General features: G+C 68.8%; 30 protein-coding genes. 11 read left to right on the top strand and 19 right to left on the bottom strand.

Features of this window, described 5'->3' with window-relative positions; genetic code table 11:
* Nucleotides 1–65 precede the first annotated feature (65 nt).
* Complete coding sequence (locus OD997_RS00570) at nt 66–941, bottom strand: PHP domain-containing protein (RefSeq protein ID WP_434329900.1); 876 nt, start codon at nt 939–941, stop codon at nt 66–68.
* Between the two features lie 87 nt (nt 942–1,028).
* Here OD997_RS00570 and OD997_RS00565 point away from each other — a divergent pair, with 87 nt between their 5' ends.
* The 3 genes from OD997_RS00565 to OD997_RS00555 are packed head-to-tail and all read left to right on the top strand — an operon-like array spanning nt 1,029 to nt 4,419.
* A complete protein-coding gene (locus OD997_RS00565) occupies nt 1,029–2,057 on the top strand; it encodes an endonuclease/exonuclease/phosphatase family protein (protein ID WP_434329899.1) in 1,029 nt (342 codons plus the stop codon).
* Nucleotides 2,058–2,094: 37 nt separating this feature from the next.
* Nucleotides 2,095–3,516 carry an aminopeptidase P family protein gene (locus tag OD997_RS00560; protein ID WP_434329898.1) on the top strand — a complete coding sequence of 474 codons (1,422 nt, stop codon included), beginning with the start codon at nt 2,095–2,097 and terminating at the stop codon, nt 3,514–3,516.
* 9 nt (nt 3,517–3,525) lie between these two features.
* Nucleotides 3,526–4,419 (top strand): aminoglycoside phosphotransferase family protein, encoded by an 894-nt coding sequence (locus OD997_RS00555; RefSeq protein WP_434329897.1) that lies wholly within the window; start codon nt 3,526–3,528, stop codon nt 4,417–4,419.
* Here the strand turns inward: OD997_RS00555 and OD997_RS00550 are convergent.
* The 5 genes from OD997_RS00550 to OD997_RS00530 are packed head-to-tail and all read right to left on the bottom strand — an operon-like array spanning nt 4,405 to nt 7,713.
* Nucleotides 4,405–4,818, bottom strand: a complete 414-nt coding sequence (locus OD997_RS00550; RefSeq protein ID WP_434329896.1) for a VOC family protein — start codon at nt 4,816–4,818, stop codon at nt 4,405–4,407. The two genes, OD997_RS00555 and OD997_RS00550, sit on opposite strands and share 15 nt — an antisense overlap.
* On the bottom strand, nt 4,815–5,552 hold the full coding sequence (locus tag OD997_RS00545; protein ID WP_434329895.1) for a metallophosphoesterase family protein: 738 nt from the start codon (nt 5,550–5,552) through the stop codon (nt 4,815–4,817). Before OD997_RS00545 ends, OD997_RS00550 begins: the two co-directional genes overlap by 4 nt.
* 12 nt (nt 5,553–5,564) lie before the next feature.
* The gene (locus OD997_RS00540; RefSeq protein ID WP_434329894.1) at nt 5,565–6,215 is read right to left on the bottom strand and encodes an alpha/beta hydrolase family protein; all 651 of its coding nucleotides are present in this window, start codon (nt 6,213–6,215) and stop codon (nt 5,565–5,567) included.
* The gene (locus tag OD997_RS00535; protein ID WP_434329893.1) at nt 6,215–6,961 is read right to left on the bottom strand and encodes a DUF4870 domain-containing protein; all 747 of its coding nucleotides are present in this window, start codon (nt 6,959–6,961) and stop codon (nt 6,215–6,217) included. The genes OD997_RS00540 and OD997_RS00535 overlap by 1 nt, the downstream gene beginning before the upstream one ends.
* Nucleotides 6,961–7,713, bottom strand: coding sequence for a general stress protein (locus tag OD997_RS00530; RefSeq protein ID WP_434329892.1), 753 nt, complete (start codon nt 7,711–7,713; stop codon nt 6,961–6,963). Before OD997_RS00530 ends, OD997_RS00535 begins: the two co-directional genes overlap by 1 nt.
* A 112-nt stretch (nt 7,714–7,825) precedes the next feature.
* On the opposite strand from OD997_RS00530, the gene OD997_RS00525 reads away from it, so the two are divergent.
* Genes OD997_RS00525 through OD997_RS00510 form a run of 4 tightly spaced genes read left to right on the top strand, consistent with a single transcriptional unit; the run spans nt 7,826 to nt 11,227 of the window.
* Nucleotides 7,826–9,091 carry a magnesium transporter MgtE N-terminal domain-containing protein gene (locus OD997_RS00525; protein WP_434329891.1) on the top strand — a complete coding sequence of 422 codons (1,266 nt, stop codon included), beginning with the start codon at nt 7,826–7,828 and terminating at the stop codon, nt 9,089–9,091.
* The gene (locus OD997_RS00520; protein WP_434329890.1) at nt 9,091–9,630 is read left to right on the top strand and encodes a DUF1003 domain-containing protein; all 540 of its coding nucleotides are present in this window, start codon (nt 9,091–9,093) and stop codon (nt 9,628–9,630) included. Before OD997_RS00525 ends, OD997_RS00520 begins: the two co-directional genes overlap by 1 nt.
* Nucleotides 9,627–10,745, top strand: coding sequence for an Mrp/NBP35 family ATP-binding protein (locus OD997_RS00515; RefSeq protein ID WP_434329889.1), 1,119 nt, complete (start codon nt 9,627–9,629; stop codon nt 10,743–10,745). The genes OD997_RS00520 and OD997_RS00515 overlap by 4 nt, the downstream gene beginning before the upstream one ends.
* A gap of 8 nt (nt 10,746–10,753) precedes the next feature.
* Nucleotides 10,754–11,227, top strand: coding sequence for a YcxB family protein (locus OD997_RS00510; protein ID WP_434329888.1), 474 nt, complete (start codon nt 10,754–10,756; stop codon nt 11,225–11,227).
* A gap of 40 nt (nt 11,228–11,267) precedes the next feature.
* On the opposite strand, the gene OD997_RS00505 is transcribed toward OD997_RS00510, so the two are convergent.
* Nucleotides 11,268–11,654 (bottom strand): Sec-independent protein translocase TatB, encoded by a 387-nt coding sequence (locus OD997_RS00505; RefSeq protein ID WP_434329887.1) that lies wholly within the window; start codon nt 11,652–11,654, stop codon nt 11,268–11,270.
* A gap of 89 nt (nt 11,655–11,743) precedes the next feature.
* On the opposite strand from OD997_RS00505, the gene OD997_RS00500 reads away from it, so the two are divergent.
* The gene (locus OD997_RS00500; protein WP_434329886.1) at nt 11,744–12,379 is read left to right on the top strand and encodes an O-methyltransferase; all 636 of its coding nucleotides are present in this window, start codon (nt 11,744–11,746) and stop codon (nt 12,377–12,379) included.
* A gap of 88 nt (nt 12,380–12,467) precedes the next feature.
* Here OD997_RS00500 and OD997_RS00495 read toward each other — a convergent pair whose 3' ends face one another.
* The 3 genes from OD997_RS00495 to dapE all read right to left on the bottom strand — a co-directional run bounded on the left by OD997_RS00495 (nt 12,468) and on the right by dapE (nt 15,010).
* A complete protein-coding gene (locus tag OD997_RS00495) occupies nt 12,468–12,641 on the bottom strand; it encodes a DUF3117 domain-containing protein (protein WP_017203323.1) in 174 nt (57 codons plus the stop codon).
* Between the two features lie 96 nt (nt 12,642–12,737).
* A complete protein-coding gene (locus OD997_RS00490) occupies nt 12,738–13,955 on the bottom strand; it encodes a hypothetical protein (protein WP_434329885.1) in 1,218 nt (405 codons plus the stop codon).
* Entirely contained in the window at nt 13,937–15,010 is a 1,074-nt protein-coding gene (gene dapE / locus OD997_RS00485; RefSeq protein WP_434329884.1) for a succinyl-diaminopimelate desuccinylase, read from the bottom strand. Before dapE ends, OD997_RS00490 begins: the two co-directional genes overlap by 19 nt.
* A 65-nt stretch (nt 15,011–15,075) precedes the next feature.
* On the opposite strand from dapE, the gene dapD reads away from it, so the two are divergent.
* Both dapD and OD997_RS00475 read left to right on the top strand, forming a co-directional pair.
* Nucleotides 15,076–16,029: a 2,3,4,5-tetrahydropyridine-2,6-dicarboxylate N-succinyltransferase gene (gene dapD / locus OD997_RS00480; protein WP_434329883.1), complete on the top strand. Its 954-nt coding sequence runs from the start codon at nt 15,076–15,078 to the stop codon at nt 16,027–16,029.
* A gap of 228 nt (nt 16,030–16,257) precedes the next feature.
* The gene (locus OD997_RS00475; RefSeq protein ID WP_434329882.1) at nt 16,258–17,658 is read left to right on the top strand and encodes a DEAD/DEAH box helicase; all 1,401 of its coding nucleotides are present in this window, start codon (nt 16,258–16,260) and stop codon (nt 17,656–17,658) included.
* 105 nt (nt 17,659–17,763) lie between these two features.
* On the opposite strand, the gene OD997_RS00470 is transcribed toward OD997_RS00475, so the two are convergent.
* The 7 genes from OD997_RS00470 to OD997_RS00440 form a co-directional block, all read right to left on the bottom strand.
* Nucleotides 17,764–18,234, bottom strand: coding sequence for an SRPBCC family protein (locus OD997_RS00470; RefSeq protein ID WP_434329881.1), 471 nt, complete (start codon nt 18,232–18,234; stop codon nt 17,764–17,766).
* 11 nt (nt 18,235–18,245) lie between these two features.
* Nucleotides 18,246–19,565 (bottom strand): citrate synthase, encoded by a 1,320-nt coding sequence (locus OD997_RS00465; protein WP_157534228.1) that lies wholly within the window; start codon nt 19,563–19,565, stop codon nt 18,246–18,248.
* Between the two features lie 144 nt (nt 19,566–19,709).
* On the bottom strand, nt 19,710–20,822 hold the full coding sequence (gene dapC / locus OD997_RS00460) for a succinyldiaminopimelate transaminase (RefSeq protein ID WP_434329880.1): 1,113 nt from the start codon (nt 20,820–20,822) through the stop codon (nt 19,710–19,712).
* A 3-nt stretch (nt 20,823–20,825) separates the two neighbouring features.
* Nucleotides 20,826–21,146 (bottom strand): ferredoxin, encoded by a 321-nt coding sequence (fdxA, locus tag OD997_RS00455; RefSeq protein ID WP_042542002.1) that lies wholly within the window; start codon nt 21,144–21,146, stop codon nt 20,826–20,828.
* A gap of 9 nt (nt 21,147–21,155) precedes the next feature.
* Nucleotides 21,156–21,632 carry a histidinol dehydrogenase gene (locus OD997_RS00450; RefSeq protein ID WP_434329879.1) on the bottom strand — a complete coding sequence of 159 codons (477 nt, stop codon included), beginning with the start codon at nt 21,630–21,632 and terminating at the stop codon, nt 21,156–21,158.
* A gap of 50 nt (nt 21,633–21,682) precedes the next feature.
* Complete coding sequence (locus OD997_RS00445; RefSeq protein ID WP_434329878.1) at nt 21,683–21,997, bottom strand: AzlD domain-containing protein; 315 nt, start codon at nt 21,995–21,997, stop codon at nt 21,683–21,685.
* Entirely contained in the window at nt 21,994–22,704 is a 711-nt protein-coding gene (locus OD997_RS00440) for an AzlC family ABC transporter permease (protein WP_434332302.1), read from the bottom strand. Before OD997_RS00440 ends, OD997_RS00445 begins: the two co-directional genes overlap by 4 nt.
* Before the next feature lie 93 nt (nt 22,705–22,797).
* Here OD997_RS00440 and OD997_RS00435 point away from each other — a divergent pair, with 93 nt between their 5' ends.
* Nucleotides 22,798–23,346, top strand: a complete 549-nt coding sequence (locus tag OD997_RS00435; RefSeq protein ID WP_434329877.1) for a helix-turn-helix domain-containing protein — start codon at nt 22,798–22,800, stop codon at nt 23,344–23,346.
* Nucleotides 23,347–23,348: 2 nt separating this feature from the next.
* Here OD997_RS00435 and OD997_RS00430 read toward each other — a convergent pair whose 3' ends face one another.
* Together OD997_RS00430 and glsA are read right to left on the bottom strand one after the other, a co-directional pair.
* Nucleotides 23,349–24,974 (bottom strand): MFS transporter, encoded by a 1,626-nt coding sequence (locus OD997_RS00430; protein WP_056308639.1) that lies wholly within the window; start codon nt 24,972–24,974, stop codon nt 23,349–23,351.
* 37 nt (nt 24,975–25,011) lie between these two features.
* Entirely contained in the window at nt 25,012–26,025 is a 1,014-nt protein-coding gene (gene glsA / locus OD997_RS00425) for a glutaminase A (RefSeq protein ID WP_434329876.1), read from the bottom strand.
* Nucleotides 26,026–26,084: the final 59 nt, after the last annotated feature.

The following is a 26,084-nucleotide window of genomic DNA, read 5'->3' as shown; positions in this document are numbered from 1 at the left end:
GGTGGATGCCGCATGGCATCCACCCCTCTGTCGTCTCCTCGCGACCGCGCTGCGCGGCCGAGTGGTCAGGCGTAGCGCGGCGCGGTACCCGTCGCCCGTTCGATGAGCCGGGCCACCATCTCGTCCGACGTCGTGTTCTCCCCCGGCAGGTTGGGTTTGCCCGTGCCGTGGTAGTCACTCGAGCCGGTCACGATCAGATCGTGCTTCTCGACGATCGCGCGCAACGTCTTCTTGCCGGATTCGGTGTTCTCACGGTGGTCGATCTCGAAACCGCCGAGGCCCGCGGCGATCAGCGTCTCGATGAACGGCACCGGCATCATCCGGTCACGACCGACCGTGACGGGGTGCGCGATGATCGCCACTCCCCCGGCATCCGTGATGAGACGCACGGCTGTGAGCGGGTCAGGAGCGTAGTGAGGCTCGTAGTAGCCCTCGCGCGGGTGCAGGATGCCGTCGAAGGCCTCGGTGCGGTCTCTGACGATCCCCCGCGCGACCAGGGCATCGGCGATGTGCGGGCGTCCCACTGTCGCATGCAGGGTGGTCTGGGCGAGGACGTCCTCCCAGCTGAGGTCGTAGTCGCGTCCGATGCTGCGCACGATCCGCTCCGCGCGCCCGATCCGGTCACCGCGGATCCGGTCGGTCTCAGCGATGAGCGCACCGTCGAGCGGATCGAAGAGGTATCCGAGCACATGGACGCTGCGCCACTCGTGCTTCGCCGACAGTTCCATGCCGGGGATGAACGTCATCCCGAGCTCCGCAGTGGTCGCCGCCGCTTCGTCCCAGCCCGTCGTCCGGTCGTGGTCGGTCAGAGCCATGGTGCGCACCCCGAACCTCTGCGCCTGTCGCACCACGTCGGCCGGCGACTCGGTGCCGTCGGACTGGTTGGAGTGCATGTGCAGGTCGGCAGGACCGACGAAGCGAGGGGAACGAGCGGTGGCCATCCTCTGAGCGTACCGACGACGACCGACGACGGACGCGCGGCCCGTCGAGGCAGGGACTTCACAGAGACGCCTTCTAGGCTGGACGGGATGTTTCGTCTACTGGGGATCCTCGTCACCGTGCTGTTCGCGATCGCGACGGCTGTGGTGGTGTGGCCGCAGTTCTTCCACCTCGAGCAGACGTATCCGTTCGCGCAGGTCGTCGCCGCGCGGGGAGTCGTGCTCGCCGCGTTCCTCGTCGTCGCGGCTCTCTCCCTGCTTCTGCTCCTCGCCAGGCCGCTGCGCGGCTTCGCCGCCTCCGTCCTGATCGTCGCTCTGCTCGGCGCCGGCGCTACGGGTGTCATCGGGCTCCAGCGCGGGTTCGGCGGAGACACGCTTCCTGCGGCGACGGATTCCAGCATCCGCGTCCTCACGTGGAACACGGCCGGCGACGAGGTATCCGCCGAGGAGATCGCGACACAGATCCTCGACCGCGGCGCCGACATCGTCGCGCTCCCCGAGACGACCGAAGAGGTCGGCGAGCAGATCGCGGTGCTGCTGCGTGAGCAGGACCACCCGATGTGGGTGCACCACGTGCAGTTCAAGCCGGATGTCGTCGACGGTCCGAAGTCCTGGCACACGACGGTCCTCGTCTCTCCCGATCTCGGGGAGTACTCGGTGATCCAGTCCTCGGAGGACGGCACGAGCAACACGGGTTCCGTCCCGAGCGTCGTGCTGATGCCGGTCGGCGGGAACGCCGGCGGCCCGGCGATCGTGGCCGTGCACGCCGTCGCACCCCGCATGGAGGAGATGGCGCAGTGGCAGAGCGATCTGCGCTGGATCGCCGACCAGTGCCCCGAGGGGAACTTCATCCTCGCCGGCGACTTCAACGCGACGATCGACCATATGGCCGGCCTCGGTGTCGACGGCGGTGACATGGGGTACTGCCGAGATGCCGCGACACGCACCGGGAACGGCTTCAGCGGGACGTGGCCGAGTTCCCTTCCGGCCCTGCTCAGCACTCCGATCGACCACGTCATGGCGTCCCCGAGCTGGACCGCCACCGGGTCCGTCGTCATCGACGACGCCACCGGAAGCGACCACCGCGGCCTCGTGGTGCAGCTCGAGCCCGCAGGCTGACATCCCGCGTCCGTCGCGCAAGTGACAGACTGGAGGGATGAGCACCGCAGAACGCGACACGATCGCAGAGCCCACCACCGAGACCCCCGTCGAGGCGACGACGACGAACCGCAAGCAGCCATTCCCGCGCGGCTTCCTCGACACGATCTCGACCGGCTGGGCGGAGCGTCCTGAGTCGATCCCCGCGCCACGCGCACAGGCCTCGTACGCGGCCACCCGTCGGGCGGCCGTCTCGGCCGCATTCCCCGGCAAGCGCCTCGTCATCCCCGCCGGCTCGCTGAAGCAGCGCAGCAACGACACCGACTACCCGTACCGCGCGCACTCGGCATTCGCGCACCTCACCGGGTGGGCTTCGGATTCCGAGCCCGATTCGATCCTCGTCTTCGACCCCACCGACGCCGGTCACGACGTCACCCTCTATTTCCGTGAGCGCGCAGACCGCACCACTACCGAGTTCTACGCGGACGCCACGGTCGGGGAGTTCTGGATCGGTCCCCGTCCCTCGCTCGCGGGGGTCGCCGCCGACCTCGCCGTCGAGACGCAGCACCTCGACCGGTTCGCAGCCGTCGAGGGCGAGCTGGTCCTCGAAGAGGACGACGACCTCACCCGTTTCGTCTCTGAGCTGCGCCTGGTCAAGGACGAGTTCGAGATCGCCGAGATGCGCCGCGCGGTCGACATCACCGCTCAGGGCTTCGAGGACGTGATCCGCTCGCTTCCCGAGGCGATCGCGCACGCACGCGGCGAGCGCGTCGTCGAGGGTGTCTTCCACCGCCGAGCCCGGGAGGACGGCAACGGCGAGGGCTACGACACGATCGCCGCCTCCGGGCCGCACGCGTGCTACCTGCACTGGACGCGCAACGACGGCACCGTCGTCCCTGGGGATCTGATCCTCGTCGACGCGGGCGTCGAGGCCGACAGCCTGTACACCGCCGACATCACGCGCACTCTGCCGGTCTCCGGGACGTTCACCGAGGTCCAGCGCCGCGTCTACGAGACGGTGCGAGAGGCCGCGGACGCCGCCTTCGCCTCAGCACGGGTCGGGGTGCGCTTCCGCGAGGTGCACGAAGCCGCCATGCGGGTGATCGCTGCACGGGTCGCCGAATGGGGTCTGCTTCCCGTGACCGCCCAGGAGGCTCTCGACGGCGACGCAGGAGGGCAGCACCGCCGCTACATGGTGCACGGCACGTCGCACCACCTCGGCATCGACGTCCACGACTGCGCCCAGGCCCGCCGTGAGATGTACTACGACGGCATTCTGGCTCCTGGCATGGTGTTCACGATCGAGCCCGGCCTCTACTTCCAGATCGACGACCTCACCGTGCCCGCCGAATACCGCGGCATCGGAGTGCGCATCGAGGACGACATCCTGATGACGGAGGACGGCCCGCTCAACCTGTCGGCGGGCATCCCGCGTACGGCCGACGAGGTCGAGGCGTGGATCGCTCGGGTCCAGGGCTGACGCCGCCGAATGCATGAGGGCGAGCTCGAGCTCTCCGACGATGCCGCCGGGCGTCTGATCGCCCGGCGGTTTCCCGAGTTCGCGCTGATGCCGCTGCGGCGCGTCCCCACAGCGGGGACGGTGAACACGATCTTCCGCATCGGCGACGATCTGGCGGCGCGGTTCCCGCTCACCGGGGAGACCGAGGCGGCGCTGACCGCCGAGGCCGACGCGATGTCGGAGTTCGCTGCGGTGTGCCCGGTGTCGGCGCCCCGACCTGTCGGCATCGGCACGGCCTCCTCTGCCTATCCGTCGGCATGGTCGGTGCAGACGTGGGTGCCGGGAGAGACGGCTCACCACCGAGGCCACGAGGCATCCGAGTCACTGGCTTCCGACCTCGCCGGGCTGATCTCATCTCTCCGGGCGACGGATGTGCGGGGACGCGTCTTCGACAGACACGGCCGGGGTGGCGTCCTCACCGACCACGACGAGTGGGTCGCACTGTGCGTCGAGAAGAGCGGACACCTGCTCGATGCCGCTCGCGTGCGGACCCTGTGGGATGCTCTGCGCTCCCTCCCCTCCTCAGGCTCCGATGTCATGAGCCATCGGGACCTCACACCCTTCAATCTCCTGGTCTCGAAGGATCGCCTGGTCGGCGTGCTCGACGGAGGCGGCTTCGGAGCGGCGGACCCTGCGCTCGACCTCGTCGCCGCCTGGCACCTGTTCGATGCCCCGCGGCGCGAGGTCATCCGCGACCGACTGGGCTCGGGGGACGTCGAGTGGATGCGGGGTGCGGCGTGGGCGCTGCAACAGGCGATGGGGCTCGGCTGGTACTACGAGGACTCCAACCCCGCGATGAGCGACCTCGGGCTGTCGACCATGCACCGACTGCTCGACGACGCCGAGCTCTCATCCCTCGGGTGACGCCTCGGCGCGTGGCTCCGCGACGATCTCGACCTTGAACCCCTGCGCGTTCTCCACCCACCCCGCGTAGTGGTCCGGTCCCCCGGCGTGCGGATACCTCTCGTGGTACAGCGGATGCCACCCGTGCGCCTCCGCGTCTGCCAGCACGGCATCGACCTCCTCGCGGGTCCCGCCCCAGAAGGCCAGGTGGTTCACACCCGCGCGGCGTCGGTCATGTGCGGCAGACGTGAGGTTCGGTGAGGTCGTGAGCGTCACATAGGCGCTCCCGGAATCCCACGTGCGGCCGTCCGACCACTCACCCGTGAGGTGGAGGCCCAGTCGTGCGAGAAGCCATCCCCAGCTGCTCACTGCCTCATCGAGGTCGGGCACCCAGATCTCGACGTGGTGCAGCCCCTTCATGACTGCCGTCCCCGGTAGACGGCGGTGCGGAGCTCGACCGACCAGACATCGGCGGTGGGCATGTCGAGCGTCTCGGCCACCCCGATCTCGGCCTCGACGTCATACGGCACCCGCACGAACTGGACGCCGAAAGGATCGTCTGCTGATGCCCCGCCCTCGAGGATCACGTACGAGGGCACGGGCGTGTCTAGCGGGTTCCCGACGCTGCCGACGTTGAACAGGGTGCGTCCGTCATTCGATTCGATGTAGGCGTCGTGGATGTCGGCGTAGCCCACCACATCGGGAAGCGGCCCGTCGCCGGTCATCTCGGTCGCCTCGAACATGGCGGAGAACTGCTCGGGCGTGTGATGGAAGTGCACCCTGACATGCGGACTCTGCGCCGATGCGTGGAACAGTCGGATACGACGTCCGCTGAGCAGGAGATCGGCGCTCAACGGAAGCGCCGCGAGCCAGGCCCTGCTCGACGGCGACAGCTCATCGCGCCACCAGAGCATCTCGGGCGGTCCGTCGTCGGGGATCGTCGGGAGGAAGTCGTCCCAGTTGCCACGGACGTTCACCTCGCACACCGCGCGGCAACGCTGCACGGCATCCTCTCCTCGCGGCCCCTTTCCCGCCGTGTCGCCGAGATTGACGATACGGGTGATCCCCCGTCGCCTGATGTCGGCCAGCACCGCCTCGAGGGCGGTCAGGTTGCCGTGCACATCCGAGATCAGGGCGATTCGTTCGAGGCTCACCCTGCCATGCTGTCAGGGCCGGGCGAACTCCGCGACGAACGATGCGAGCGACGCGCCGATGTCGGATGCCGGGCGCTTGCGCCCCTTCACCTCGAAGGTATGGCCGCCGCCCTCGATCCAGATGACCCGCGCGTCCTGGCAGGTGGCGACGACGTCGTCGAATTGCGAGATCGGCTGGATGAACGGATCGTTCGTGCCCTCGATGAAGAGCTGAGGAACGGCGATCGCGGCCAGGTGCTCCGCGCGCGGCTTCTCGGGTTTGCCCGGGGCGTGCAGCGGATAGCCGAGGTAGGCGAGACCGGCGACGGGCAACCCCTCGGACACCGCCATGGACGCCATACGCCCGCCGTACGACTTGCCGGTGGCCCAGATCGTCGCCGCCGGATCCTGTTCGCGGGCGAAGGCCACGACCGCCTTCCACGTCGCGATCGCATGCGTCGCCGGCCCCGGCATCCTGCGCCCCTGCTCGACGTAGGGGAAGTTGAACCTCAGCGTCGAGAACCCGAGCGCCCCGAGCGCGTCGGAGTAGCCGGTGAGAAAGGGATGGTCCTTGACCGTGCCCGCGCCGTGCGCGATGACGACGGTCGCGCCGTTCGTTCCGGGAGCCCAGTCCGCCGACACCGTCATCGCTCCCGTGGGCAGCTCGACGGGGATGTCCGTCATCAGCCGCGAAGGTAAGGGATGGCGAAGGGCACCCGCATGATCTTGCCACCCGCCGCGCGGACCATGCCGACGATCACGAGGACGAGGTGAAGCACCGAGAGCGCGAAGTAGATCGTGATCGGGATGCCGATCGGGAAGAAGCCCGAAGTCGGAGAGTCGGCCGTCAACGAGAACAGCAGAACGAAGTGCGAGACCAGGAGGACCGTCGAGACGAGCAGGTAGGTCAGGCCCCAGTTCAGGGCCGCGCGCGCATTCTCTCGCGCCACTCCGCCGAAGCGACGGGAGGCTCCGCCGCTGACCGCCATCGCGATCCCGGACGCGAGTCCGCCGAGGAAGGGGAAGGGGATGAGGATCAGGAGGCCCAGCGCCCACGGCAGCAGACCACGGGGCGGGACGGCGGCAGGATAGGCGCCGACCGGGTAGCCCCCTGCGGGATAGCCGGGAGCGGAGTGACCGGTCTGCTGCGGCGCGTATCCGTATGCGGGCGGCTGCGGTTGGGCGTAGCCGGGCGCCTGCGGCGGGGCGTATCCGGGCGCCTGCGGCTGCTGTGGATGTCCGGGCGTCGGCGGCGAGGCGTCGCCGTAGACCGGCGTCTGCGGCGGAACGGGTGGCAGCGGAACTGCTGTCGGCGACGCCGGAGGAACAGGCGGAGCAGGCGGAACGGACTCGTACGGCGACGATGCCGGTGCCTGCTCCGATGCCGCGCGATCGGAGGAAGTGTGAGTCTCGCGGTTCGTGTCCGACATCAGGCGGGCTCCGCCGACTTCGGCGGGATGCCGGCCGCGCCGGGGTCCGGAGCCTCTGCGGGTGGTGCGGCCGGGTCGGCCGGGCGCGGCGGGATCGCCGGTTCGGCCGGCGGGTTCTGGCCGCCGCCGAGGGGCGGCGTCGGCTCCGAGCCCGGGACCTGATCGGGGCCGGGAGCCGGCTCGACGGGGGTGGCGGGAGGAGTCGGTGCCGTGCGGCCTCCGGGGGTGATGCGCTCTCCGTACCGCGGCGGCTCATCCAGGTTCACCGGTGCCCGCACGGGGGCGGGCTTCGCCGCTCCCAACGCCAGACGCGCCTTCGCGAGCGAGGTGGCCTGCACCCTGACCTCGTAGTGGTCGGCGGCGAACTGCGTCACGCTCGCGAAGTCGCGACGGCGACGCACGATGGCGTAGGTGACGAGGCTCAGCAGCATGCCGAGCGCGACGCCGATGAAGACGAAGCCGACGAAGAGCTGGATCGGCACCTCGGGGTTGCCGATCACGAGGATCGCCGAGAGGAAGAGGCCGATGAGCACGCCGTTGACGGCACCGGATCTGGCGGCGGCGGCGTACCCGAGGCGACCGGTGATGCGCTCGACCGTACGGACGCTCTGTCCGATGATCGCGATGTCACGGGCAGGCACGTCTTCGGCGATCAGTTTCGACACCGTCTTCTGCGCACCCTCGTAATCTCGGGTGGAGGCGACGATCTCGCCTTCATCGCGGCTGTCAGCTGGACGGTTGAGCATGCTCATCCCGCCATTGTTCCATGCTCACCGGTGGCGGGGCCTGGAGTGTGTCGCGCCGGGGCGTCGATGCAGCGCTCTCGGCAGGACCTGCACGGGCCTCGCGCACTACGCTGGATGAGTGAGCACACAACGGGTATTCGCCGCGCGCCTTGCAGGTTGCGCCGTCTTCGACCCCGTGGGCGACCGGCTCGGCAAAGTCCGTGATGTCGTCATCGTGTACCGAAGTACGGCGGCCCCGCGCGTCATCGGCCTCGTGGTCGAGATCCCCGGGCGCCGACACGTCTTCCTCTCGATCGGACGGGTGACGTCGATCCGCGCAGGCCAGGTCATCAGCACCGGGCTCATCAACGTGAGACGGTTCTCACCGCGCGCCGGCGAGGTGCGGGTTCTGGCCGAGCTGCTCGGTCGACGGGTGAGCCTCGTCGACGGCGGCGGCACCGCCGTGATCGAGGACGTGGCGATCGAGCCCAACCGCCTCGGCGAGTGGGCCGTCAGCCAGCTCTTCCTCCGCCGCCCGAAGACCAGCGCCTCACCGTTCGCGAAGGGACCGACGACGTTCGCCGCCTGGAGCGAGGTCGCGGAGCAGCAGTCGCCCGGCGAGTCGCAGTCGGCCGAGCAGCTCGTCGCGTCGTATTCGGAGCTGCACGCCGCGGACCTCGCGAACACGCTGCTCGATCTGCCGCAGCAGCGCATGATCGAGGTCGCCGAAGAGCTCTCCGACGACCGCCTCGCCGATGCCCTCGAGGAGATGCCCGAAGACGAGCAGGTGCACATCCTCGACCGTCTGGGCGACGAGCGTGCCGCCGACATCCTCGACCAGATGGAGCCGGACGACGCTGCCGACCTCCTGGCCCAGCTTCCTCCCAACCGACTCGAGCAGCTGCTCGAGCTGATGGAGCCGGAAGAGGCCGAGGATGTCAGGATGCTGCTCCGCTACGGCCCCGACACGGCCGGTGGTCTCATGACGCCCGAGCCGATCATCCTCTCCGCCGATGCCACGGTGGCGGAGGCTCTCGCCCTGATCCGTCGACACGAGCTGCACCCTGCCCTCGCCGCGGCGGTCTTCGTGACCCTGCCGCCCTTCGAGACGCCCACCGGGCGTCTGCTCGGCATGGTGCACTTCCAGCGGATGCTGCGCTACCCGCCTCATGAGCGACTCGGCGCCATCATGGACGACAGCCTCGAGCCCGTGCACGTCACGGCCTCCGCCGCCGAGGTCGCCAGGATGCTGGCCAGCTACGACCTGGTCTCACTGCCGGTCATCGACACCGCGCACCGCCTGGTCGGTGCGATCAGCATCGACGACGTCCTCGACTATCTGCTCCCGGACGACTGGCGCACGCACGACAGCGACGAGCCGACAGTTCCGAAGGAGGTGCGCTGATGGCCCGCTCGCGCTCGCCCCAGCTCGACGCCCCTCTCGGCCGTGGCACCTCTCGCCAGCGGTCGACATCGCGCGACCGCTTCGGGCGCTTCACCGAATGGGTCGCCCGTGCGATGGGCACCCCCGCGTTCCTGCTGATCCTCACGCTGTTCTGCGTGCTCTGGATCTGCTGGAACACGCTGCTGCCCGATCACCTGCGCTTCGATGACGCGGCACTCGGATTCACGGCGCTCACCCTGATGCTCTCGCTGCAGGCGTCGTACGCCGCTCCCCTGATCCTGCTCGCGCAGAACCGCCAGGACGACCGCGATCGCGTGCAGATCGAGCAGGATCGTCAGCGGGCCGAGCGCAACCTCGCCGACACCGAGTACCTCGCCCGCGAGATCGTCGCCCTGCGCATGTCGCTCGAGGAACGCAACAACCAGGTCGTGACCCGCGATGTCCTCCGCCAGGAGCTCAAGGCCCTGCTGGCCGAGCTCGGCGAGAACGACGAACCGCCGGCCGCCGAGCGACGGTCCGGCGGGCGATCCGCATCATGAGCTCCGCCGAGTCCGTCCGCGCGGCGGTCGCAGCCGTCAGCGACCCTGAGCTGCGGAGGCCGATCGGCGATCTCGACATGGTGAGGGACATCGCGGTCGACGACGGTCACGCGCATGTCTCCATCGTTCTCACGATCGTCGGATGCCCCGCGGCCGCCCGCATCGAGTCCGACGTGCGCGCCGCCGCGGCATCCGTGCCCGGCATCACCGAGGTCGACGTCGAGGTGGGCGTGATGACCCCGTCCGAGCGCAAGGCGCTCACCGAGAAGCTCCGCGACGGACGCCCCGCCCGCCAGATGCCCTTCGGGCCGGACTCGCTCACACGCGTGATCCTGGTCTCCAGCGGCAAAGGCGGGGTGGGCAAGTCCACCGTGACCGCGAACCTCGCGGCGGCTCTCGCCGATCAGGGGCTGGCGGTCGGCCTCGTCGACGCCGACGTGCACGGTTTCTCGATCCCGGGCCTTCTCGGCATCCCGGCCGGCACTCAGCCGACCCGCATCGACGACCTCATGCTGCCCCCTGTGGCGCACGGGGTGAAGACCATCTCGATCGGCATGTTCCTCCGAGACGGCGAAGCAGTCGTGGCGTGGCGCGGGCCGATGCTGCACCGCACGGTGCAGCAGTTCCTGACGGACGTCTTCTTCGGCGACCTCGACATCCTGCTGATCGACATGCCCCCCGGCACCGGTGACATCGCCATCTCGATCGGCCAGCTGCTTCCGCACGCCGAGGTCCTCGTCGTCACCACGCCGCAGGCGGCCGCATCCGATGTGGCGATCCGCAGCGGGCTCGTCGCACGCCAGACCGGTCAGCGGGTCATCGGCGTCGTCGAGAACATGGGCGCCTTCATGCTGCCGGACGGCACGGTGATCGATCTGTTCGGCTCGGGTGGAGGCGCGGCCGTGGCCGAGGCTCTGTCGGAGACGGAGCCCGTTCCGCTGCTCGCCTCGATCCCACTCAGTCCCGCCCTGCGCACGGGAGGAGACATCGGCGTCCCGATCGTCCTCAGCGACAGCACGGACGTCGCAGCGACGGCGATCCGCGACCTCGCCCGCACCCTCGCCAGCCAGGGACGCGGACTCGCGGGCCGTTCGCTCCCGATGACCCTCAGGTAGGAGCGCAGATGGCACTCACCGTCGACGAGCGGCTGCTTCGAGGGATGGCCCGCGACGCCGCGGTCTACGCCCTCACACGTCCTGCCGCGATCGTTATGTGGATCGCCCTCGCCGCGGCGCTCGCGCTGAGCATCCTGAATCTGAGCGCTGCCAGAGGGAGCGCCGGGCTCTCGGGGCTGCTTCCCGTCGCGAGCATCGCCCTCATGGTCTACGCCGTCGTGATGACGATCGTCGGAGCGCGACGCGCTGTGCGGGCGGCTACTCCGCCGGGCACCGTGGTCTGGGTGCGTCTCGGCGAGAGCGCCCTGCACATCGGTTCAGGCACTCGGACGTCGGACATCGAATACCGCACCTTCCAGAGCGTGCGCGCAGGTACGGATGCGGTGCTGCTCAAGCTGCGGGGCGCGTCGGCGATCACCGCGATCCCGCGGGCGCTGCTGAGTGACGCCGACATCGCGCAGCTGCGCGCGCGGATCGGCTGACCGCAGCTCGCAGGCAGCCCCCTGGATCCAGGGGCCCGGGTCAGGTGGATTCCGGGTCGTAGGGCGGAGGACTCGCGTGCGAGAAGTCGGGTCGCACGCGGGGCACGTGCACCGGCTTCACCGCGGGCTCCGCGACGACCGTCTCGGCGCGAGCCTGCCCCGGTGCGGGGTCGTCCTCGAAGAGTGCATCCCGGATGATCCGCCGCGGGTCGTATTGCCGCGGGTCGAGCTTGCGCCAGTCGACGTCGTCGATCTCGGGGCCCATCTCGTCACGGACGCGCGATTTGGTGTCCCGCAGGAACTCGCCGGCACGCCGAGCGAGCTTGGCGACGCTCTCGGCGTAGCGCGGCAGCCGCTCCGGTCCGATGAGCAGCACAGCGATCAGACCAATAAGCAGCAGCTTTTCGAAGGTGATCCCGAACTGCATCTGTCCAGGCTACCGCCGCGCCTGCCCGTGCGCCGCGCACCGAGCGCATACCCTGGGAGAACACACATCTCAGTCGGGAGAATCAGGCAATGAGCGAGAACGATGCGAACGCACGTTTCATCCGCGAATCCATCGTGGAGCCGTCGCCGATCGCCCGCGCCCGCGCGCACGCCGTCGAGCTCGGCGCGTCGCCGATCAGCGCGGCCATCGGCTCGCAGATCTCCGTACTGGCCGCCGCGACGGGCGCTCGGTCGATCGTCGAGATCGGTACCGGAGCGGGCGTCTCGGGGCTCTGGCTGCTGCGCGGCGCACCGCAGGCTGTCCTGACCTCGATCGACAACGAGCCGGAGCATCTGGCCGCCGCTCGTCAGGCGTTCGCGGATGCGCGCATCCCGGCGACGAAGGCGCGATTCATCACCGGACGCGCCGCCGACGTGCTGCCGCGCATGAACGAGGCATCGTACGACATCGTGCTCGTCGACGCAGACCCCGAGAACGTCATCGACTACGTCGAGCACGGGCTGCGACTCGTGCGCACCGGTGGCATGGTCCTGGTCCCCCGCGTGCTCGGCGGAGGCCGTGTCGCCGACCCGGTGCAGCGCGACGAGGTCACCTCGGCCTATCGCTCGCTCATCCAGGAGACGCAGGAATCGTCGGCCGTGCTCGCGACCGTGTCTACGAGCGGTGAGGGCCTCCTGCAGCTGATCAGCGTCGGAGAGTCCTGAGCGATCGGGCCAACACGACAGAAAGAGGGCGACGGATCGGTGATCCGTCGCCCTCTTCGTGAATCCGCGTGCGCGAATTCGAGTTCGATCAGGCGGGCGCCACGACGGCTGCCAGCACGTCGTGAAGTTCCTTCGCCTCTGCGTCGTTCACGGAGACGACCAGACGGCCGCCTCCTTCGAGCGGGACGCGCACGATGATGAGTCGCCCTTCTTTTACGGCCTCCATGGGTCCGTCTCCGGTCCTCGGCTTCATCGCTGCCATCGTGGGCTCCTTTTCCTCCGGTGGTATGAGATCAGTTTATCGGGTGTTACCCGAACCTGGATGTCCCCTATGAAGAAATGCATCAAGCCTTAACATTCACGGCACCTGCCAGAAGGTGTTCCCGAGGGCGTAGACGTGGTAGATCCAGAGCCACTGGCCCACCAGGCAGGCGATCAGGACGCCCACTCGCCACGGGCGCGAACGCGGCACGGCGAACGCTCCCCACGCCGGGCTCAGAGGCAGCAGCAGCCGGAACGTGCTGGACTGCGGGAAGAAGACCGCGAGCAGGTAGAGCAGGTAGCTCGCGCTCCACAGACGCAGATCCGGCCCGAGTGCGCGCACCTGCGGCAGGTAGATCAGTGCGGCGCCGGCCGCCACCACGAGGAGTGCGAGCACGACCGGTCCCCACGATGTCGGAAGCCCCCACTGACCGAACCAGAACTGGGATGCCTGGATCCATCCCTCGAAGGGAATGAAGCCGTCGACTCCGCCGACGAGCCAGTTCCTGCGCCAGGAGAGCTCGGTCGCGAGGTAGGCCCCAGGGTCTCCGGTGACGATGCCGGCGATCACCTGCCACGAGAATCCGGCGACCGTGGCCAGAGCGCCGAGGCCGACGATGTGCACGACCTCTCGGGTCGCAAGCGGGTCCTCGCGCCGGTGCCACCAGCGGAGGATGCCGTGCAGGCCCAGGTACAGCGCGAAGGCAAGGATCCCCGGACGTGTGAACGCCATGATCGGGATCAGCAGGTACAGCCACGTGTATCGGCGACGCGCGGTGGCATCGAGTGCGAGGAAGAGCAGGAGGAGGAAGAGCGTCTCGGCGTAGCCGACCTGGAACATCGCGGCGATCGGCCCCGACGCGAAGAACACGACCGACCACATCGCGGCCTGCTGCCCGATGCGGTCGCGCAGCAGGCGGTGCAGTGCGACGCACGCGAAGTACCCGGCGACGAAGGACAGCAGGAAGGCGCCCATCCCCCAGGACCCGAAAAGGAAGCCGATTCCCTTGGCCGCGAACGCGAATACGGGCATGAACGCCCAGGCGTTCTCGGCGACGTCGCCGGACTCGGTGAGCGGCAGGTCGGACGGGTATCCCTCTTCCGCCACGAGCCAATACCACTGCGCGTCCCAGGCGACGATGAAGTCGGCGAGGCCGGGATCCGCGCCGAATCGCGACAGCGACGTCGACTGCAGCGCCGCCGCGATCATCAGCGCGGTGGTCACCGCACGGGCGGCCAGATAGACGAGCGCGATCCGCAGCGGGAGCGGAGCACTCGCCCAACGACGGGTGAGCGTCAGCGCGAGCTGAGCCACGTGCGCAGTCCTCGCTCGACCGCGTCGATCTGCGCGAGGGGCACCCGCTCCTCGTCGTGGTGCGCGAGGTGGGGGTCGCCGGGGCCGTAGTTGACGGCGGGGATACCGAGGGCCGAGAAGCGCGCCACATCGGTCCAGCCGTACTTCGGGCGGGGCTCTGCGCCGACGGCGGTCACGAACTCCTGCGCGATGGGGGCGTCGAGCCCCGGGCGGGCGCCCTCTGCGGCATCCGTGATCTCGACGTCGAAACCGGCGAGCAGGTTGCGGATATGAGCCTCGGCGTCGGCGGCGGACTTGCTCGGCGCGAACCGGTAGTTGACCTCGACCTCGCAGGCGTCGGGGATGACATTGCCCGCGACTCCACCGGCGATGCGCACCGCGCTCATGCTCTCGCGGTAGAGCAGTCCGTCGACCGGGATCTCCCTGGCGCGGTACTCGGCGAGACGAGCGAGGATCGGGGCGGCGCGATGGATCGCGTTCTCGCCGATCCAGGCGCGTGCCGCGTGCGCGCGGACCCCGGTGGTTCGCACGATAGCGCGCATCGTGCCGTTGCAGCCGCCCTCGACCTCGCCGTTCGACGGCTCGCCGAGGATCGCGAAGTCGGCCTGGAAGAGATCGGGGCGCACCGCGGCGAGAAGCGCCAGGCCATTCTTCGACGCCTCGACCTCCTCGTTGTCGTACCACATCCAGGTGATGTCGACCGAGGGCTCGGAGAGCTCGGCGGCGAGCTTGAGCTGCACTGCGGTGCCGCTCTTCATGTCGACGGTTCCGCGGCCCCAGAGGTGGGCGACGCCGTCGATCTCGATGTCCTTCGTCGGCACGTTGTCGTTGATCGGCACCGTGTCGATGTGACCGGCGATCGCGACCCGCTGCTTGCGACCCAGGTTCGTGCGAGCGACGATCGTGTTGCCGTGGCGGATCACCTCGAGGTGATCGAAAGCCGAGATCGCCTCCTCGATGGCATCCGCGAGGGTCTTCTCGTCTCCCGAGACACTCGGGATGTCGCAGATCGCGCGGGTCAGGTCGACGGAGGACGCTGTCAGATCGAGCACCATGCCCCCAGCCTACTTACCCCGACATCTGTGCGATCGCGCACATCTCCTCGCGATAGCGTGGAGGCATGACTGAGGCGCGCACCGTGTGGGGTACTGGACTTTCGACGATCTCCGGCAACGGCACCGTTCTCGATGCCTGGTTCCCCGAGGTGCACACCGACGCCCCGTCGGCAGAGGACGCCGCGGCCGCGCTCGTCACCCTCGAGGCCCTGGCCGGACCCGACGAGCGCCGCAACGTCACGGTAGAGACGGTCCAGCTGCAGATCGACCTGGATGCCGCACCGGCATCGACCGTCGACGCCTATCTGCGACTGCACGCGCTGTCTCATCTGGTGGTGCGACCGAACGAGCTCAACCTCGACGGCATCTTCGCCCACCTGCCGAACGTCGCGTGGACGAACGCGGGCCCCGTGCACCCCGAAGACGCGGCCCGGCTCCGTCCGCTGCTGCAGCGTGCGGGCATCCAGGTGCAGGGGCTCGACAAGTTCCCCCGGCTCAGCGACTACGTGCAGCCCGTCGGCGTCCGGATCGCCGACGCCTCGCGCGTCCGTCTCGGAGCACACCTCTCCCCCGGCACGACCGTGATGCACGAGGGCTTCGTGAACTTCAACGCCGGCACCCTCGGATCGTCGATGGTCGAGGGGCGCATCTCCCAGGGCGTCGTCGTGGGCGACGGCAGTGACATCGGCGGAGGCTCGTCGATCATGGGCACTCTGTCCGGGGGCGGCGCGCACCGCGTGTCGATCGGCTCTCGCACCCTGCTCGGGGCGAACGCCGGCATCGGCATCTCACTCGGCGACGACTGCGTCGTGGAGGCCGGACTCTATGTCACGGCGGGCACCAAGGTCGTCCTCGTCGACGGCCCCGCCACGGCCGACGGAGGCAGGAAGACGGTCAAGGCCGCCGAGCTCTCGGGGCAGGACGGGCTGCTGTTCCGTCGCAACTCGCTCAGCGGAGCGGTCGAGGCGGTTCGCCGCGACGGTGTCGGCGTGACCCTCAACGACGCATTGCACGCCTGACCGCGCGACTCGCTGGGGAGGGCGACGTCCCAGGCTTCTCCTGCTGACGCGTGATAGTGTCGAGGCGACGCTCCTCGCGATGCGAGACGTCTGCGTCGTCGACACGCTCCCGCGCCACTTGCCTGGTTCTGGCCATTTCGAACGGCGAAACGATGCGCGATCCCGCGCCGTCGCCCACCTTCCCGCACCCGGCCCGATGGTTCGTGCGTGCATTCTCGGAGATACTTCATGACTTCCTTCCTCGATCTCGGCGTGCCCGCCGACCTCGCCGCCGTCCTCGCGAAGGACGGCAAGACCGAGGCGTTCGCGATTCAGCGCGACACGCTTCCCGATTCCCTCGCAGGCCGCGACCTCCTCGGTCGCGGACGCACCGGCAGCGGCAAGACGATCGCGTTCGCGCTTCCCCTCGTCTCCCGTCTCGCGGCCTCTTCGCGTAAGAGCCGCCCGAACCATCCTCGCGGCCTGGTGCTCGCACCGACACGTGAGCTCGCCACCCAGATCGCCGCGACCATCGCGCCGCTCGCCGAGGCCAAGGGCCTGCGCGTCACCACCGTCTTCGGCGGTGTGAGCCAGCGCCCGCAGGAGCAGGCCATGCGCAACGGCGTCGACATCGTCGTGGCGTGCCCCGGCCGTCTGGAAGACCTCATGAAGCAGCGGGTCGTACAGCTCGACGCCGTCGAGGTCACCGTCCTCGACGAGGCCGATCACATGGCGGACCTCGGCTTCCTGCCTGGCGTCACCCGCATCCTCACCGCAACCCCTGCCGGTGGCCAGCGCCTGCTGTTCAGCGCGACCCTCGACCGCGGCATCGACACCCTCGCACGTCGCTTCCTCTCGAACGCCGTCAGCCACGAGGTCGACGAAGAGAGCGTTCCCGTCGGCGAGATGACGCACCGCGTGCTCGTGGTCGACTCGACCGACAACAAGACCACCCTCGTGCGGGACCTCGCCTCGGGCACCGGTCGCCGCATCCTCTTCACGCGCACCAAGCACCAGGCCAAGAAGCTCGCGAAGCAGCTCACCGCCGCCGGGATCCCCGCCGTCGACCTGCACGGCAACCTGTCGCAGAACGCTCGTGAGCGCAACCTCGGCGCGTTCTCGTCCGACCCCGAAGACGGAGGAGTGCGCGTTCTCGTCGCGACCGACGTCGCCGCCCGTGGCGTGCACGTCGACAACGTCGATCTCGTCGTCCACGTCGACCCGCCCATGGAGCACAAGGCGTACCTGCACCGCTCCGGCCGCACGGCTCGCGCCGGCGCAGCAGGAACGGTCGTCACGGTGGTCCTGCCCGAGCAGCGTCGCGATGTGAAGGACCTCCTCCGCAAGGCGGCCATCTCGGCCGCTCTCGAGCCGGTCACGTCGGATGCCGTCACCGAGCTCGTGCCCGAGCGCGCACCGCACGTGCGCCCGGCTCCCGTGCAGCCGCAGCAGCAGCAGCGTCAGTCGTCGAAGCAGCGTCCGGCCGGTGGCGAGCGCAACTCGTCCACCAACCCGCCGTCGCGCCGCAGCCGTCGTCCCCGCTCGGGCGGTCAGGGCGGACAGGGCGCAACGGCTGGATCCCGTCAGGGCGGCGGCCAGTCCCGCTCGGGCGGCCAGGGCGGCCGCGGTCGCGGCTCACAGGGCCGCTGACCCTCAGACATGACGAGGCGGGTGCGCCGATGCTCAGACATCGGGGCACCCGCCTTTTCGTGCCCCTGTTCCTGAGCCCGGGGCGAGGCGTGGCCTCGTCTCTCGTCAGCGACGAACAGCGTCCAGCACCTGCGGGTCGGAGCATCCGCGGACGAAGCCTGCCAGGCGTCGCCGGATCTCGAACCCGAGAACTCGCACGCCGATCCACTCCGCGATCGGAGCGATCCACGGCGGGCGGCACGAGAAGTTGTACTTCCACACCGCGAGCGTTCCCTCGGGAACCTCGGTGAATCGCCAGCCGCCGCCGAGCTTGGTGAAGAACCATGGCCCGGTCTCCATGACCATGCCGACGTTCCGCGGCGGGGCGTAGGAGACGTACCGGCTCACCATCGAGAAGCCGAAGCGCTGGCGGGTGTAGGTGCGCACGTCCTTCGCCGCGACATCTGCACCGTCGAGGAAGTGCTGCTCGCTGATGAACGGATCCCAGCGCTTGCGCACGGCTCCGTTCGTCTGCGAGACCGCGAAGGCCGTCGCCGGGTCGACCGGAACAACGGCCTCAGCGGTGACGACGGGCATCGCGCGTCGGATCAGCGGGTCTGGAAGGTGCGCTCGGGGGATCCCGTGTAGAGCTGCTGCGGGCGGCCGATCTTGGTCTGCGGGTCGAGCTGCAGCTCACGCCACTGCGCGAGCCACCCGGGCAGGCGTCCGATCGCGAACAGCACGGTGAACATGCGCGTCGGGAAGCCCATCGCCTTGTAGATCACGCCGGTGTAGAAGTCGACGTTCGGGTACAGACGACGCTCCTTGAAGTAGTCGTCGGCGAGGGCGAGCTCCTCGAGCTCCTGAGCGAGGTCGAGAAGCGGGTCGGTGACACCGAGCTCTGCGAGAACCTCGCCCGCGGCTTCCTTGACGAGCTTGGCGCGGGGGTCGTAGTTCTTGTAGACCCGGTGCCCGAAGCCCATCAGCTTCACGCCCTCTTCCTTGTTCTTCACCCGCTCGACGAAACGCGACACGCTCTGACCGGAGTCGCGGATCTGACCGAGCATGGTGAGGACGGCTTCGTTCGCGCCACCGTGCAGCGGGCCGGAGAGTGCCTGGATACCCGCGGAGATCGAGGCGAACTGGTTGGCACCGGTCGAGCCGACGAGTCGCACGGTCGACGTCGAGGCGTTCTGCTCGTGGTCCTCGTGCAGGATCAGCAGGAGCTCGAGAGCCTTCGACATGACCGGGTTGACCTGGTACTCCTCGGAGTGCACACCGAAGTTGAGCTTGAGGAAGTTCTCCACGAACCCGAGGGAGTTGTCGGGGTAGAGGAACGCCTGGCCGACGCTCTTCTTGTGCGCGTACGCCGCGATGACCGGCAGCTTGGCGAGCATGCGGATCATGTTGAGCTCGACATGCTCGGGGTTGTGCGGGTCGGTCTGGCCCTCGTAATAGGTCGACAGGGCAGCGACAGCCGACGACAGTACCGACATCGGGTGCGCCGTGTGCGGCAGAGCCGAGAAGAAGCGCTTGAGGTCTTCGTGCAGCAGCGTGTGCCGACGGATCTTCTCGTCGAACTCTGCGAGCTCGGCAGCCGAGGGCAGCTCACCGTAGATCAGGAGCCAGGCGACCTCGAGGTAGCTGGTCGAGCCCGCGAGCTGCTCGATCGGATAACCGCGGTAGCGCAGGATCCCCTTGTCACCGTCGATGAACGTGATCGCGGACTTCGTCGACGCCGTGTTGACGAACCCGTAGTCGAGCCCCGTGTAACCGGTCTGGCGGGTCAGCGTCGAGAAGTCGATGCTGTCGGTTCCTGCCGTGCCGCGCACGAGCGGGAACTCCGCAGTGGTCTCGCCGATCGTCAGCTTCGCCGTCGCCTGCTGCTCTGCCGCTGCGCTCACGCGGGCCTCCTCATGGATCTTCATCAAGTCGGATGTGGCGATGTCACGGCGCTGTGCACCAGGTCGGATCGAGATCATCGATACATGACCGAATCGCCTTTACAGCCTAGTAGGCACACCGGCCTACTGTGACATCGGACAAAAGGAAAGGGGTGCTGAGGAGGAAACCTACAGCACCTGCTCCTGCAGGCGACGAGCGCCTTCAGCAATCCGCTCGGACGGAGCCGTGAGAGCGAGACGCACGTGCTGGGAGGAGTCCGGCCCGTAGAACGGTCCGGGGCCCGCAAGGATGCCGAGGTCGGCGAGCCGCGCGATGCTGGCCCAGGCGTCCTGACCTTCGGTGGCCCACAGGTACAGGCCCGCCTCGGACCCGTCGATGCGGAACCCCGCGGCCTCGAGTGCCGGCCGCAGGGTGTCACGCCGGTGCCGGTACAGCTCCTTCTGCGCCGCGACATGCTCGTCGTCGCCGAGGGCGACCGCCATCGCGTGCTGCACAGGCTCAGGCGGCATGAGACCGAGGTGCTTGCGCGCCGTGAGCAGCTCGCCGATGATGCGCGCGCACCCGGCGACGAACGCTGCTCGGTAGCCGGCGAGGTTGGACTGCTTGCTCAACGAGTAGACGCTGAGCAGGTTCGCCCTGCTGCCGTCGGTGACACGAGGATCGAGGATCGACGGGATGGGCTCACTCGCCCAGCGACCGTCCCAGCCGAGTTCCGCATAGCACTCGTCACTGGCGAGTACGGCGCCGATCTCACGAGCGCGCCGCACGGCCGCGGAGAGTTCTTCGACCGTCCACGTCCGTCCGTCGGGGTTTCCCGGGGTGTTGATCCAGATCAGTTTCGCGCCCTCGGGCCATTCGGCGGGGTCATCGGCGGCCAGAGGCGTGGCACCGACGACGCGGGCGCCCACCTCGTAGGTCGGGTAGGCGATGCGCGGGTGCACCACGATGTCGCCCTCGCCGAGACCCAGGAGGGTCGGCAGCAGCGCGACGAGTTCCTTCGAGCCGATCGTCGGAAGGACGTTGTCCACGGTGAGGTCGGGCACTCCCCTGCGCCGCGCGTACCAGTCGACGATCGCCTCGCGGAGCGCCGGAGTGCCGACGGTCTGCGGGTAGGCGTGCGCATCGGTCGCGTCGGACAGCGCCCGACGGATCAGCTCGGGCGTCGGATCGACGGGCGATCCGACGGAGAGATCGACGATTCCCTGGGGGTGCTCGGCCGCGCGCTCACGGTACGGGACGACGGCATCCCAGGGATAGTCAGCGAGGTCGCGGACGCTCACGGACTACTCGCCCTGGGGCGGGAGAGCGGCGATGATGGGGTGGTCGTGCGCAATGACGCCGACCTTCGCCGCACCACCGGGCGAGCCGACCTCGTCGAAGAACTCGACGTTGGCCTTGTAGTAGTCCTGCCACTCGTCGGGCAGGTCGTCTTCGTAGTAGATCGCCTCGACGGGGCAGACCGGCTCGCAGGCGCCGCAGTCGACGCACTCGTCGGGGTGGATGTACAGCGAGCGTTCGCCCTCGTAGATACAGTCAACGGGGCACTCGTCGATGCAGGCGCGATCCTTGACATCGACGCACGGGAGGGCGATCACATACGTCACCCCCTCAGTCTACGACTCGCGACCTGTCCGATCGCCCAGCGCGGGTCCCCGAGTGGGCGCAGACACGTCGTCGCCCGGCCCCCCGGCGTGCGGTGCGGGAGGTTGCACCGCAGCATCCGTGCGCACGGGCAGCCGCGAGAAGGACGGCCATGCGACGGCGAGCAGCACGAGACCTGCGACCAGATAGATCCAGATGCGACCGCTGAGCGTGTCTTCGACCACGACGGATCCGCCGGGGCCGACGCCGGAGATGAGGACGAGCATCCCCACCATGCCGAGACCGGCGGCGAGAGTCGCACCCCGATCGTGGGTGAGTGCGCGGATCGCCACGAGGATCGCACCGCATGCGACGGCGCCCACGATGAGCCCCACGGGGATCAGCCCCCACATCAGGCTGTGGCCGATGGTGCCGGCGATGCCGAACACACCGCCGACGAGAGCCGCGGCGATCCAGGAGAGCACCCGAGAGATCCATCCGATACGCACGAGTCGATCCTACGCGCGGTCGCCGCGTACCCAGGTCGCGCGGGGCGAGATCAGGCCGCGAGACCGAGCAGTCGCAGGAGTGCCGCCACCGCCGCCGCGGCGAAGACCACGACCAGGAACGACTGCCGCAGCCACAGCAGACCCGCCGCGACGAGCAGCGCCGGCACGCGCGCATCCACGACGACGGCCTGCCCCTCCCCCAGGGTCTGCACCGCCACGAGTGCGGCGAGCAGTGCGACGGTCAGCAGATCCGAGATGCGAGCGGGGCGAGGAGCCTCGAGCACCTTCGGCGGCACCAGGTATCCGACGGCCTTCAGCGCGAGGCAGATCACTGCCGCCAGCAGGATCGCGCTCCAGACGCTCATCGCTGCACCTCCGGAGCCTCAGGGCCGACAGGGACGTCGCGCCCGAGCCAGTTGAACCATCCGACGATGATCGCCACGACCGCGGCGACCAGCACCGGGAGCCCCGGCATGATGAACGGCGTGAGCGCCGCCGCCACGACCGCTGCCGCGATGCCGACGGCGATCGCCTGACGCTGCTTCAGCCGGGGCCACAGCAGAGCGAGGAAGGCCGCGGCAGCCGCGGCATCCAGTCCCCAGGTCTTCGGATCACCGAGCACATCGCCGACCAGCGCGCCGATCAAGGTCGTCGCGTTCCATCCGACGAAGATGCCGATGCCGGTGACCCAGAAACCCACCTGACGGAGCCGTGGATCGCTCTGCGAGATGGCGACAGCCGTCGACTCGTCGATCGTGAAGTGCGCCGCGGCGACCCGCCGCGCAGGGGTCGTGCCGACGATAGGCGACATCCTCATGCCGTAGGCGACGTTGCGCACCCCGAGAAGTGCGGCCGACGCGATGGCAGACGGGAGCGCGGCGACTCCCCCGGCGGCGAAGACGCCGACGAAGGCGAACTGCGAGCCGCCGGTGAACATCAGCAGACTCAGGACGCAGGACTGCCAGACATCGAGACCGGATGCCACGGCCAGCGCGCCGAACGAGATGCCGTAGGCGCTGGTGGCAAGGACGACGCCGAGCGCCTCGCGCCAGACCTCGCGCTCGGCGCTCACGACGAGGCCGTTCGATTCAGTGAACACACGATCATCATTCTGAACATCGTGCGACGGATAGTCAAGCGAACGATCGTTTGACATGATGAACACATGGAGGATCTCCGCACCCGTATCGCCCGTACCCTGCGCCGGGAACGAGAGGCCGCAGGATTGTCGGTCTCCGAGCTCGCCCGTCGCGCGGGGATCTCGAAGGCCACGGTCTCGCAGCTCGAATCAGGAGCCGGCAACCCCAGCGTCGAGACCCTCTGGGCGCTGGGCGTCGCGCTCGGCGTGCCGTTCGCCGTCCTCGTCGATCAGCAGGCCAACGCGCCGACCCTGATCCGCGCCGACGATCTCTCCGGCGTCCCCTCGTCTGCAGCGGCCTACAGCGCGACCCTGCTCTCCGCCAGCCCACCAGGGGCGCGCCGGGATGTCTATCTGATCCAGGCGGAGCCCGGGGATCCACGACTCTCCGATCCGCACCACGCCGGCACGACGGAGCACGTGATCCTCATCTCCGGACAGGCGCAGATCGGACCGGCGGGCGAGCCCGTGCTGCTGAACCCTGGCGACTACCTCTCCTATGCCGGTGACGCCCCCCACGTGTTCGAGGCCACGGCGCCCGGAACCAGTGCCGTGCTCATCTCGGAGCTGCGTTGAGGTCAGTCGGTGGCCGTCGCCGGTGACGGATCGGGGATCTCGTCGGGCTTGTACTTCGGCAGGCGAGACGCCGGAAGGATCGCCACGGCGCTGAGCCCCGCGAGCAGCAGCAGCCCGAGGCGCAGGGTACCCAGGCGCGACTCCTCGTTGACCGCCACCGCGGCGTCGATCTGCTCGGGGGTCGCATCCGTCTGTTCGAGAGCCGCGCGGAGATCGTCGTTGCTGACGAAGTTCAGGTTGTCCATGTCGACCTGCGCCACGAGCGTGGGCGGCAGCTCCGGATGCTCCACCACCGCGCGGCCGATGCTCAGGCCGAGCAGAGAGACGAGCAGCGCCCCCGCCAGGGCGGTTCCGACGGCCGACGCGAGGTTCTGGGTCGTTCCGCGGAGGGAGCCGACGTCGCCCGCGAGCTCAGCGGGGGCTGCCGTGACCAGGACGTTGAAGACCAGGGTCACGAGCGCACCCTGCCCGATGCCGAACACGATCAGACCGAGGATCGTGGGCAGGGTCTCCCAGTTGTTGTTCACCACGAACGAGAGCCAGACGAGCGCGACCGTCGTCAGGATGAACCCGAAGACGCCGATCACCCGGGGCGGGTACTTCTTGTAGAAGCGCACCACGAGCGTCGCGGTGATGAAGACCGTGAGGTTGAACGGCATCATCGCGAGCGAGGTGTCGAACGGCGTGCGTCCCTGCACGATCTGGATGTACAGCGGGATCGTGAAGTTCACGCATGCTTCGAGGGCCACGACGATGAACATCGCGTACACCGCCGCCCGCTCCTTCGAGGATCCCAGCACGCTGAGATCGATCAACGGCACCTTGCCCTCAGCCATCCGCTTGCGAGTCCACACGAAGAACGCTTGGCCGAGCACGATTCCCACCACGATGAATGCCGGCGCCGGCGACAGACCGAGGATGCTGAACGGCGCAGCCTCCGTGGCCGCCACCGCGCCCCACCCGTTCAGGTTGTTGAAGCCGAGGGTGAGCAGCACGATCGCGGCACCGATCAACAGCGAGGCGACGAGGTCGATGCGGATGGAGGCGTCGCCGCGGTCGCCTCGAAGGGTGAAGCTGAAGGCGAAGACGACGACCGCGATGCCGAAGACGATGAAGAACATCGGACGCCACCCGACGAGCGTGCCCAGTGTGCCGCCGATCAGGAACGCCGTCACACCCGAGATCGCGCGAGCAGAGCCGATGGCACCGATCGCCGTGGCCTGCTGGGCACCTCGATAGTTCTCGGCGATCAGCGCCACGATCGAGGGCACGATGATCGCCGCTGCAGCTCCCGCGACCGCCTGCCCCGCGATGGCCCATCCCACCGTCGGAGACATGATCATCAGCACGGACGACGCGGCGAACAGTGCGATCACGACGCGGAAGATGAGCACCCACCCGACGCGCTGCCCCAGCTTCGCGCCGGTCATGACCAGCGCGGCGACGGCGAGTCCGTACATCACGATGGTCGTGCTGGCGACGGTGGGCGGCACGCCGAACTCGCTCACCATGCCACCCAGCGAGATCGGCAGAGCCGCCACGTTGAACGACATGAGCACCTGCGCGAGGAAGAGGCTGACCAGCGGCATCCACGACTTCTTGGTGGAAGTCGGCGCGATGTGTGTCATGGGAGGGTCCTCTGATCGTGATGGGGGTGCGTCGAGCTCAGTGCGCGGTTCGCCCTGCCGCCGCAGGGGCGGAGGCGAACAGGTTCAGGCCCAGAGCGCGGGACAGGTGACCGATCGCCAACTGCGAGCGGATCGAGTTCCCTGCCCGGTCGAGCCTCGGAGAGAAGCCCGCGACAGCGCCCTTGCCCGGGGCGACCGCGACGATGCCACCCGCCACTCCGGACTTGGCCGGGAGCCCGATCTCGAACAGCCACTCCCCCGACGTCTCGTAGAGTCCTGTCGATGCGGTGACGGCGAGGGTGTCGCGGCAGACCTCTGCGGAGACGACCCGCTCGCCCGTGACGGGGTTCACGCCGCCGTCGGCGAGCGTTGCCCCCATGACCGCCAGATCATGCGCCGTCACGCTCAACGCGCACTGCCGGGTGTAGACGTCGACGACCTCGTCGGGGTCGCCGTCGAGCCGCCCGTAGCCTCGCAGCAGCCAGCCCATCGCGCGGTTGCGCTCGTTCGTCTCCACCTCGGAGGCGTACACCACGCCATCGAGACTGAGCGGACGACCGGCGAATGCCGACAGTCCCTCCCTGACGCGCTCCCACTGCTCCACCGCGGTGGCGCCGGGCATGAGCCCCGTCGTCGCGATCGCGCCGGCGTTGACCATCGGATTCATGGGGTGTCCGCCGTTGAGCTCGAGAGCCATCAGCGAGTTGAAGGCGAGACCCGTGTTGTTGACTCCGACGATCTCGCGCACGCGTTCGTGACCGTGCTCCTGGATGGCGAGGGCGTAGACGAACATCTTCGAGATCGACTGGATCGAGAACGGATGCAGGGCGTCACCCGCATCGTGCAGGCCGCCGTCCACCTCGATGACGGCGAGACCGAACAGCTCGGGGTCGGCCTCGGCGAGCACCGGGATGTAGTCCGCCACCGCTCCGCTGCGTTCCCCGGCGTAGAGCCGGTGGGCCTCGCGGACGTGATCCTCGACGCTGTCCCACCCGGGGAGGGTTCCGGTCGAGACCCGCTGCGGTATGCCTGACAACGCCGCGACGTCCATTCGTCCTCCTCGGATCCACGACCCCCCAGCCGTCACCGCTCACCGTAGTGGCATCGCGA

This window comes from Microbacterium sp. CGR1 (assembly GCF_051062835.1).
GTDB lineage: Bacteria > Actinomycetota > Actinomycetes > Actinomycetales > Microbacteriaceae > Microbacterium.
The sequence above is the reverse complement of the archived record's forward strand: the minus strand, read 5'-3'. Positions and strand labels throughout refer to the sequence as shown.

Excerpts from the sequence above, each read along its gene's own strand:
- glsA (WP_434329876.1), bottom strand. The coding sequence starts at position 26,025 with ATGGACGTCGCGGCGTTGTCAGGCATACCGCAGCGGGTCTCGACCGGA.
- OD997_RS00470 (WP_434329881.1), bottom strand. The coding sequence starts at position 18,234 with ATGCCCGTCGTCACCGCTGAGGCCGTTGTTCCGGTCGACCCGGCGACG.
- OD997_RS00445 (WP_434329878.1), bottom strand. The coding sequence starts at position 21,997 with ATGAGCGTCTGGAGCGCGATCCTGCTGGCGGCAGTGATCTGCCTCGCG.
- dapD (WP_434329883.1), top strand. The coding sequence starts at position 15,076 with ATGACTGAGGCGCGCACCGTGTGGGGTACTGGACTTTCGACGATCTCC.
- OD997_RS00435 (WP_434329877.1), top strand. The coding sequence starts at position 22,798 with ATGGAGGATCTCCGCACCCGTATCGCCCGTACCCTGCGCCGGGAACGA.
- dapE (WP_434329884.1), bottom strand. The coding sequence starts at position 15,010 with ATGGTGCTCGATCTGACAGCGTCCTCCGTCGACCTGACCCGCGCGATC.
- OD997_RS00495 (WP_017203323.1), bottom strand. The coding sequence starts at position 12,641 with ATGGCAGCGATGAAGCCGAGGACCGGAGACGGACCCATGGAGGCCGTA.
- OD997_RS00555 (WP_434329897.1), top strand. The coding sequence starts at position 3,526 with ATGCATGAGGGCGAGCTCGAGCTCTCCGACGATGCCGCCGGGCGTCTG.
- OD997_RS00535 (WP_434329893.1), bottom strand. The coding sequence starts at position 6,961 with ATGTCGGACACGAACCGCGAGACTCACACTTCCTCCGATCGCGCGGCA.
- OD997_RS00430 (WP_056308639.1), bottom strand. The coding sequence starts at position 24,974 with ATGACACACATCGCGCCGACTTCCACCAAGAAGTCGTGGATGCCGCTG.
- OD997_RS00550 (WP_434329896.1), bottom strand. The coding sequence starts at position 4,818 with ATGAAGGGGCTGCACCACGTCGAGATCTGGGTGCCCGACCTCGATGAG.
- OD997_RS00465 (WP_157534228.1), bottom strand. The coding sequence starts at position 19,565 with ATGAAGATCCATGAGGAGGCCCGCGTGAGCGCAGCGGCAGAGCAGCAG.
- OD997_RS00540 (WP_434329894.1), bottom strand. The coding sequence starts at position 6,215 with ATGACGGACATCCCCGTCGAGCTGCCCACGGGAGCGATGACGGTGTCG.
- OD997_RS00560 (WP_434329898.1), top strand. The coding sequence starts at position 2,095 with ATGAGCACCGCAGAACGCGACACGATCGCAGAGCCCACCACCGAGACC.
- OD997_RS00500 (WP_434329886.1), top strand. The coding sequence starts at position 11,744 with ATGAGCGAGAACGATGCGAACGCACGTTTCATCCGCGAATCCATCGTG.
- OD997_RS00475 (WP_434329882.1), top strand. The coding sequence starts at position 16,258 with ATGACTTCCTTCCTCGATCTCGGCGTGCCCGCCGACCTCGCCGCCGTC.
- OD997_RS00565 (WP_434329899.1), top strand. The coding sequence starts at position 1,029 with ATGTTTCGTCTACTGGGGATCCTCGTCACCGTGCTGTTCGCGATCGCG.
- OD997_RS00505 (WP_434329887.1), bottom strand. The coding sequence starts at position 11,654 with ATGCAGTTCGGGATCACCTTCGAAAAGCTGCTGCTTATTGGTCTGATC.
- OD997_RS00570 (WP_434329900.1), bottom strand. The coding sequence starts at position 941 with ATGGCCACCGCTCGTTCCCCTCGCTTCGTCGGTCCTGCCGACCTGCAC.
- OD997_RS00510 (WP_434329888.1), top strand. The coding sequence starts at position 10,754 with ATGGCACTCACCGTCGACGAGCGGCTGCTTCGAGGGATGGCCCGCGAC.
- OD997_RS00520 (WP_434329890.1), top strand. The coding sequence starts at position 9,091 with ATGGCCCGCTCGCGCTCGCCCCAGCTCGACGCCCCTCTCGGCCGTGGC.
- OD997_RS00515 (WP_434329889.1), top strand. The coding sequence starts at position 9,627 with ATGAGCTCCGCCGAGTCCGTCCGCGCGGCGGTCGCAGCCGTCAGCGAC.
- OD997_RS00530 (WP_434329892.1), bottom strand. The coding sequence starts at position 7,713 with ATGAGCATGCTCAACCGTCCAGCTGACAGCCGCGATGAAGGCGAGATC.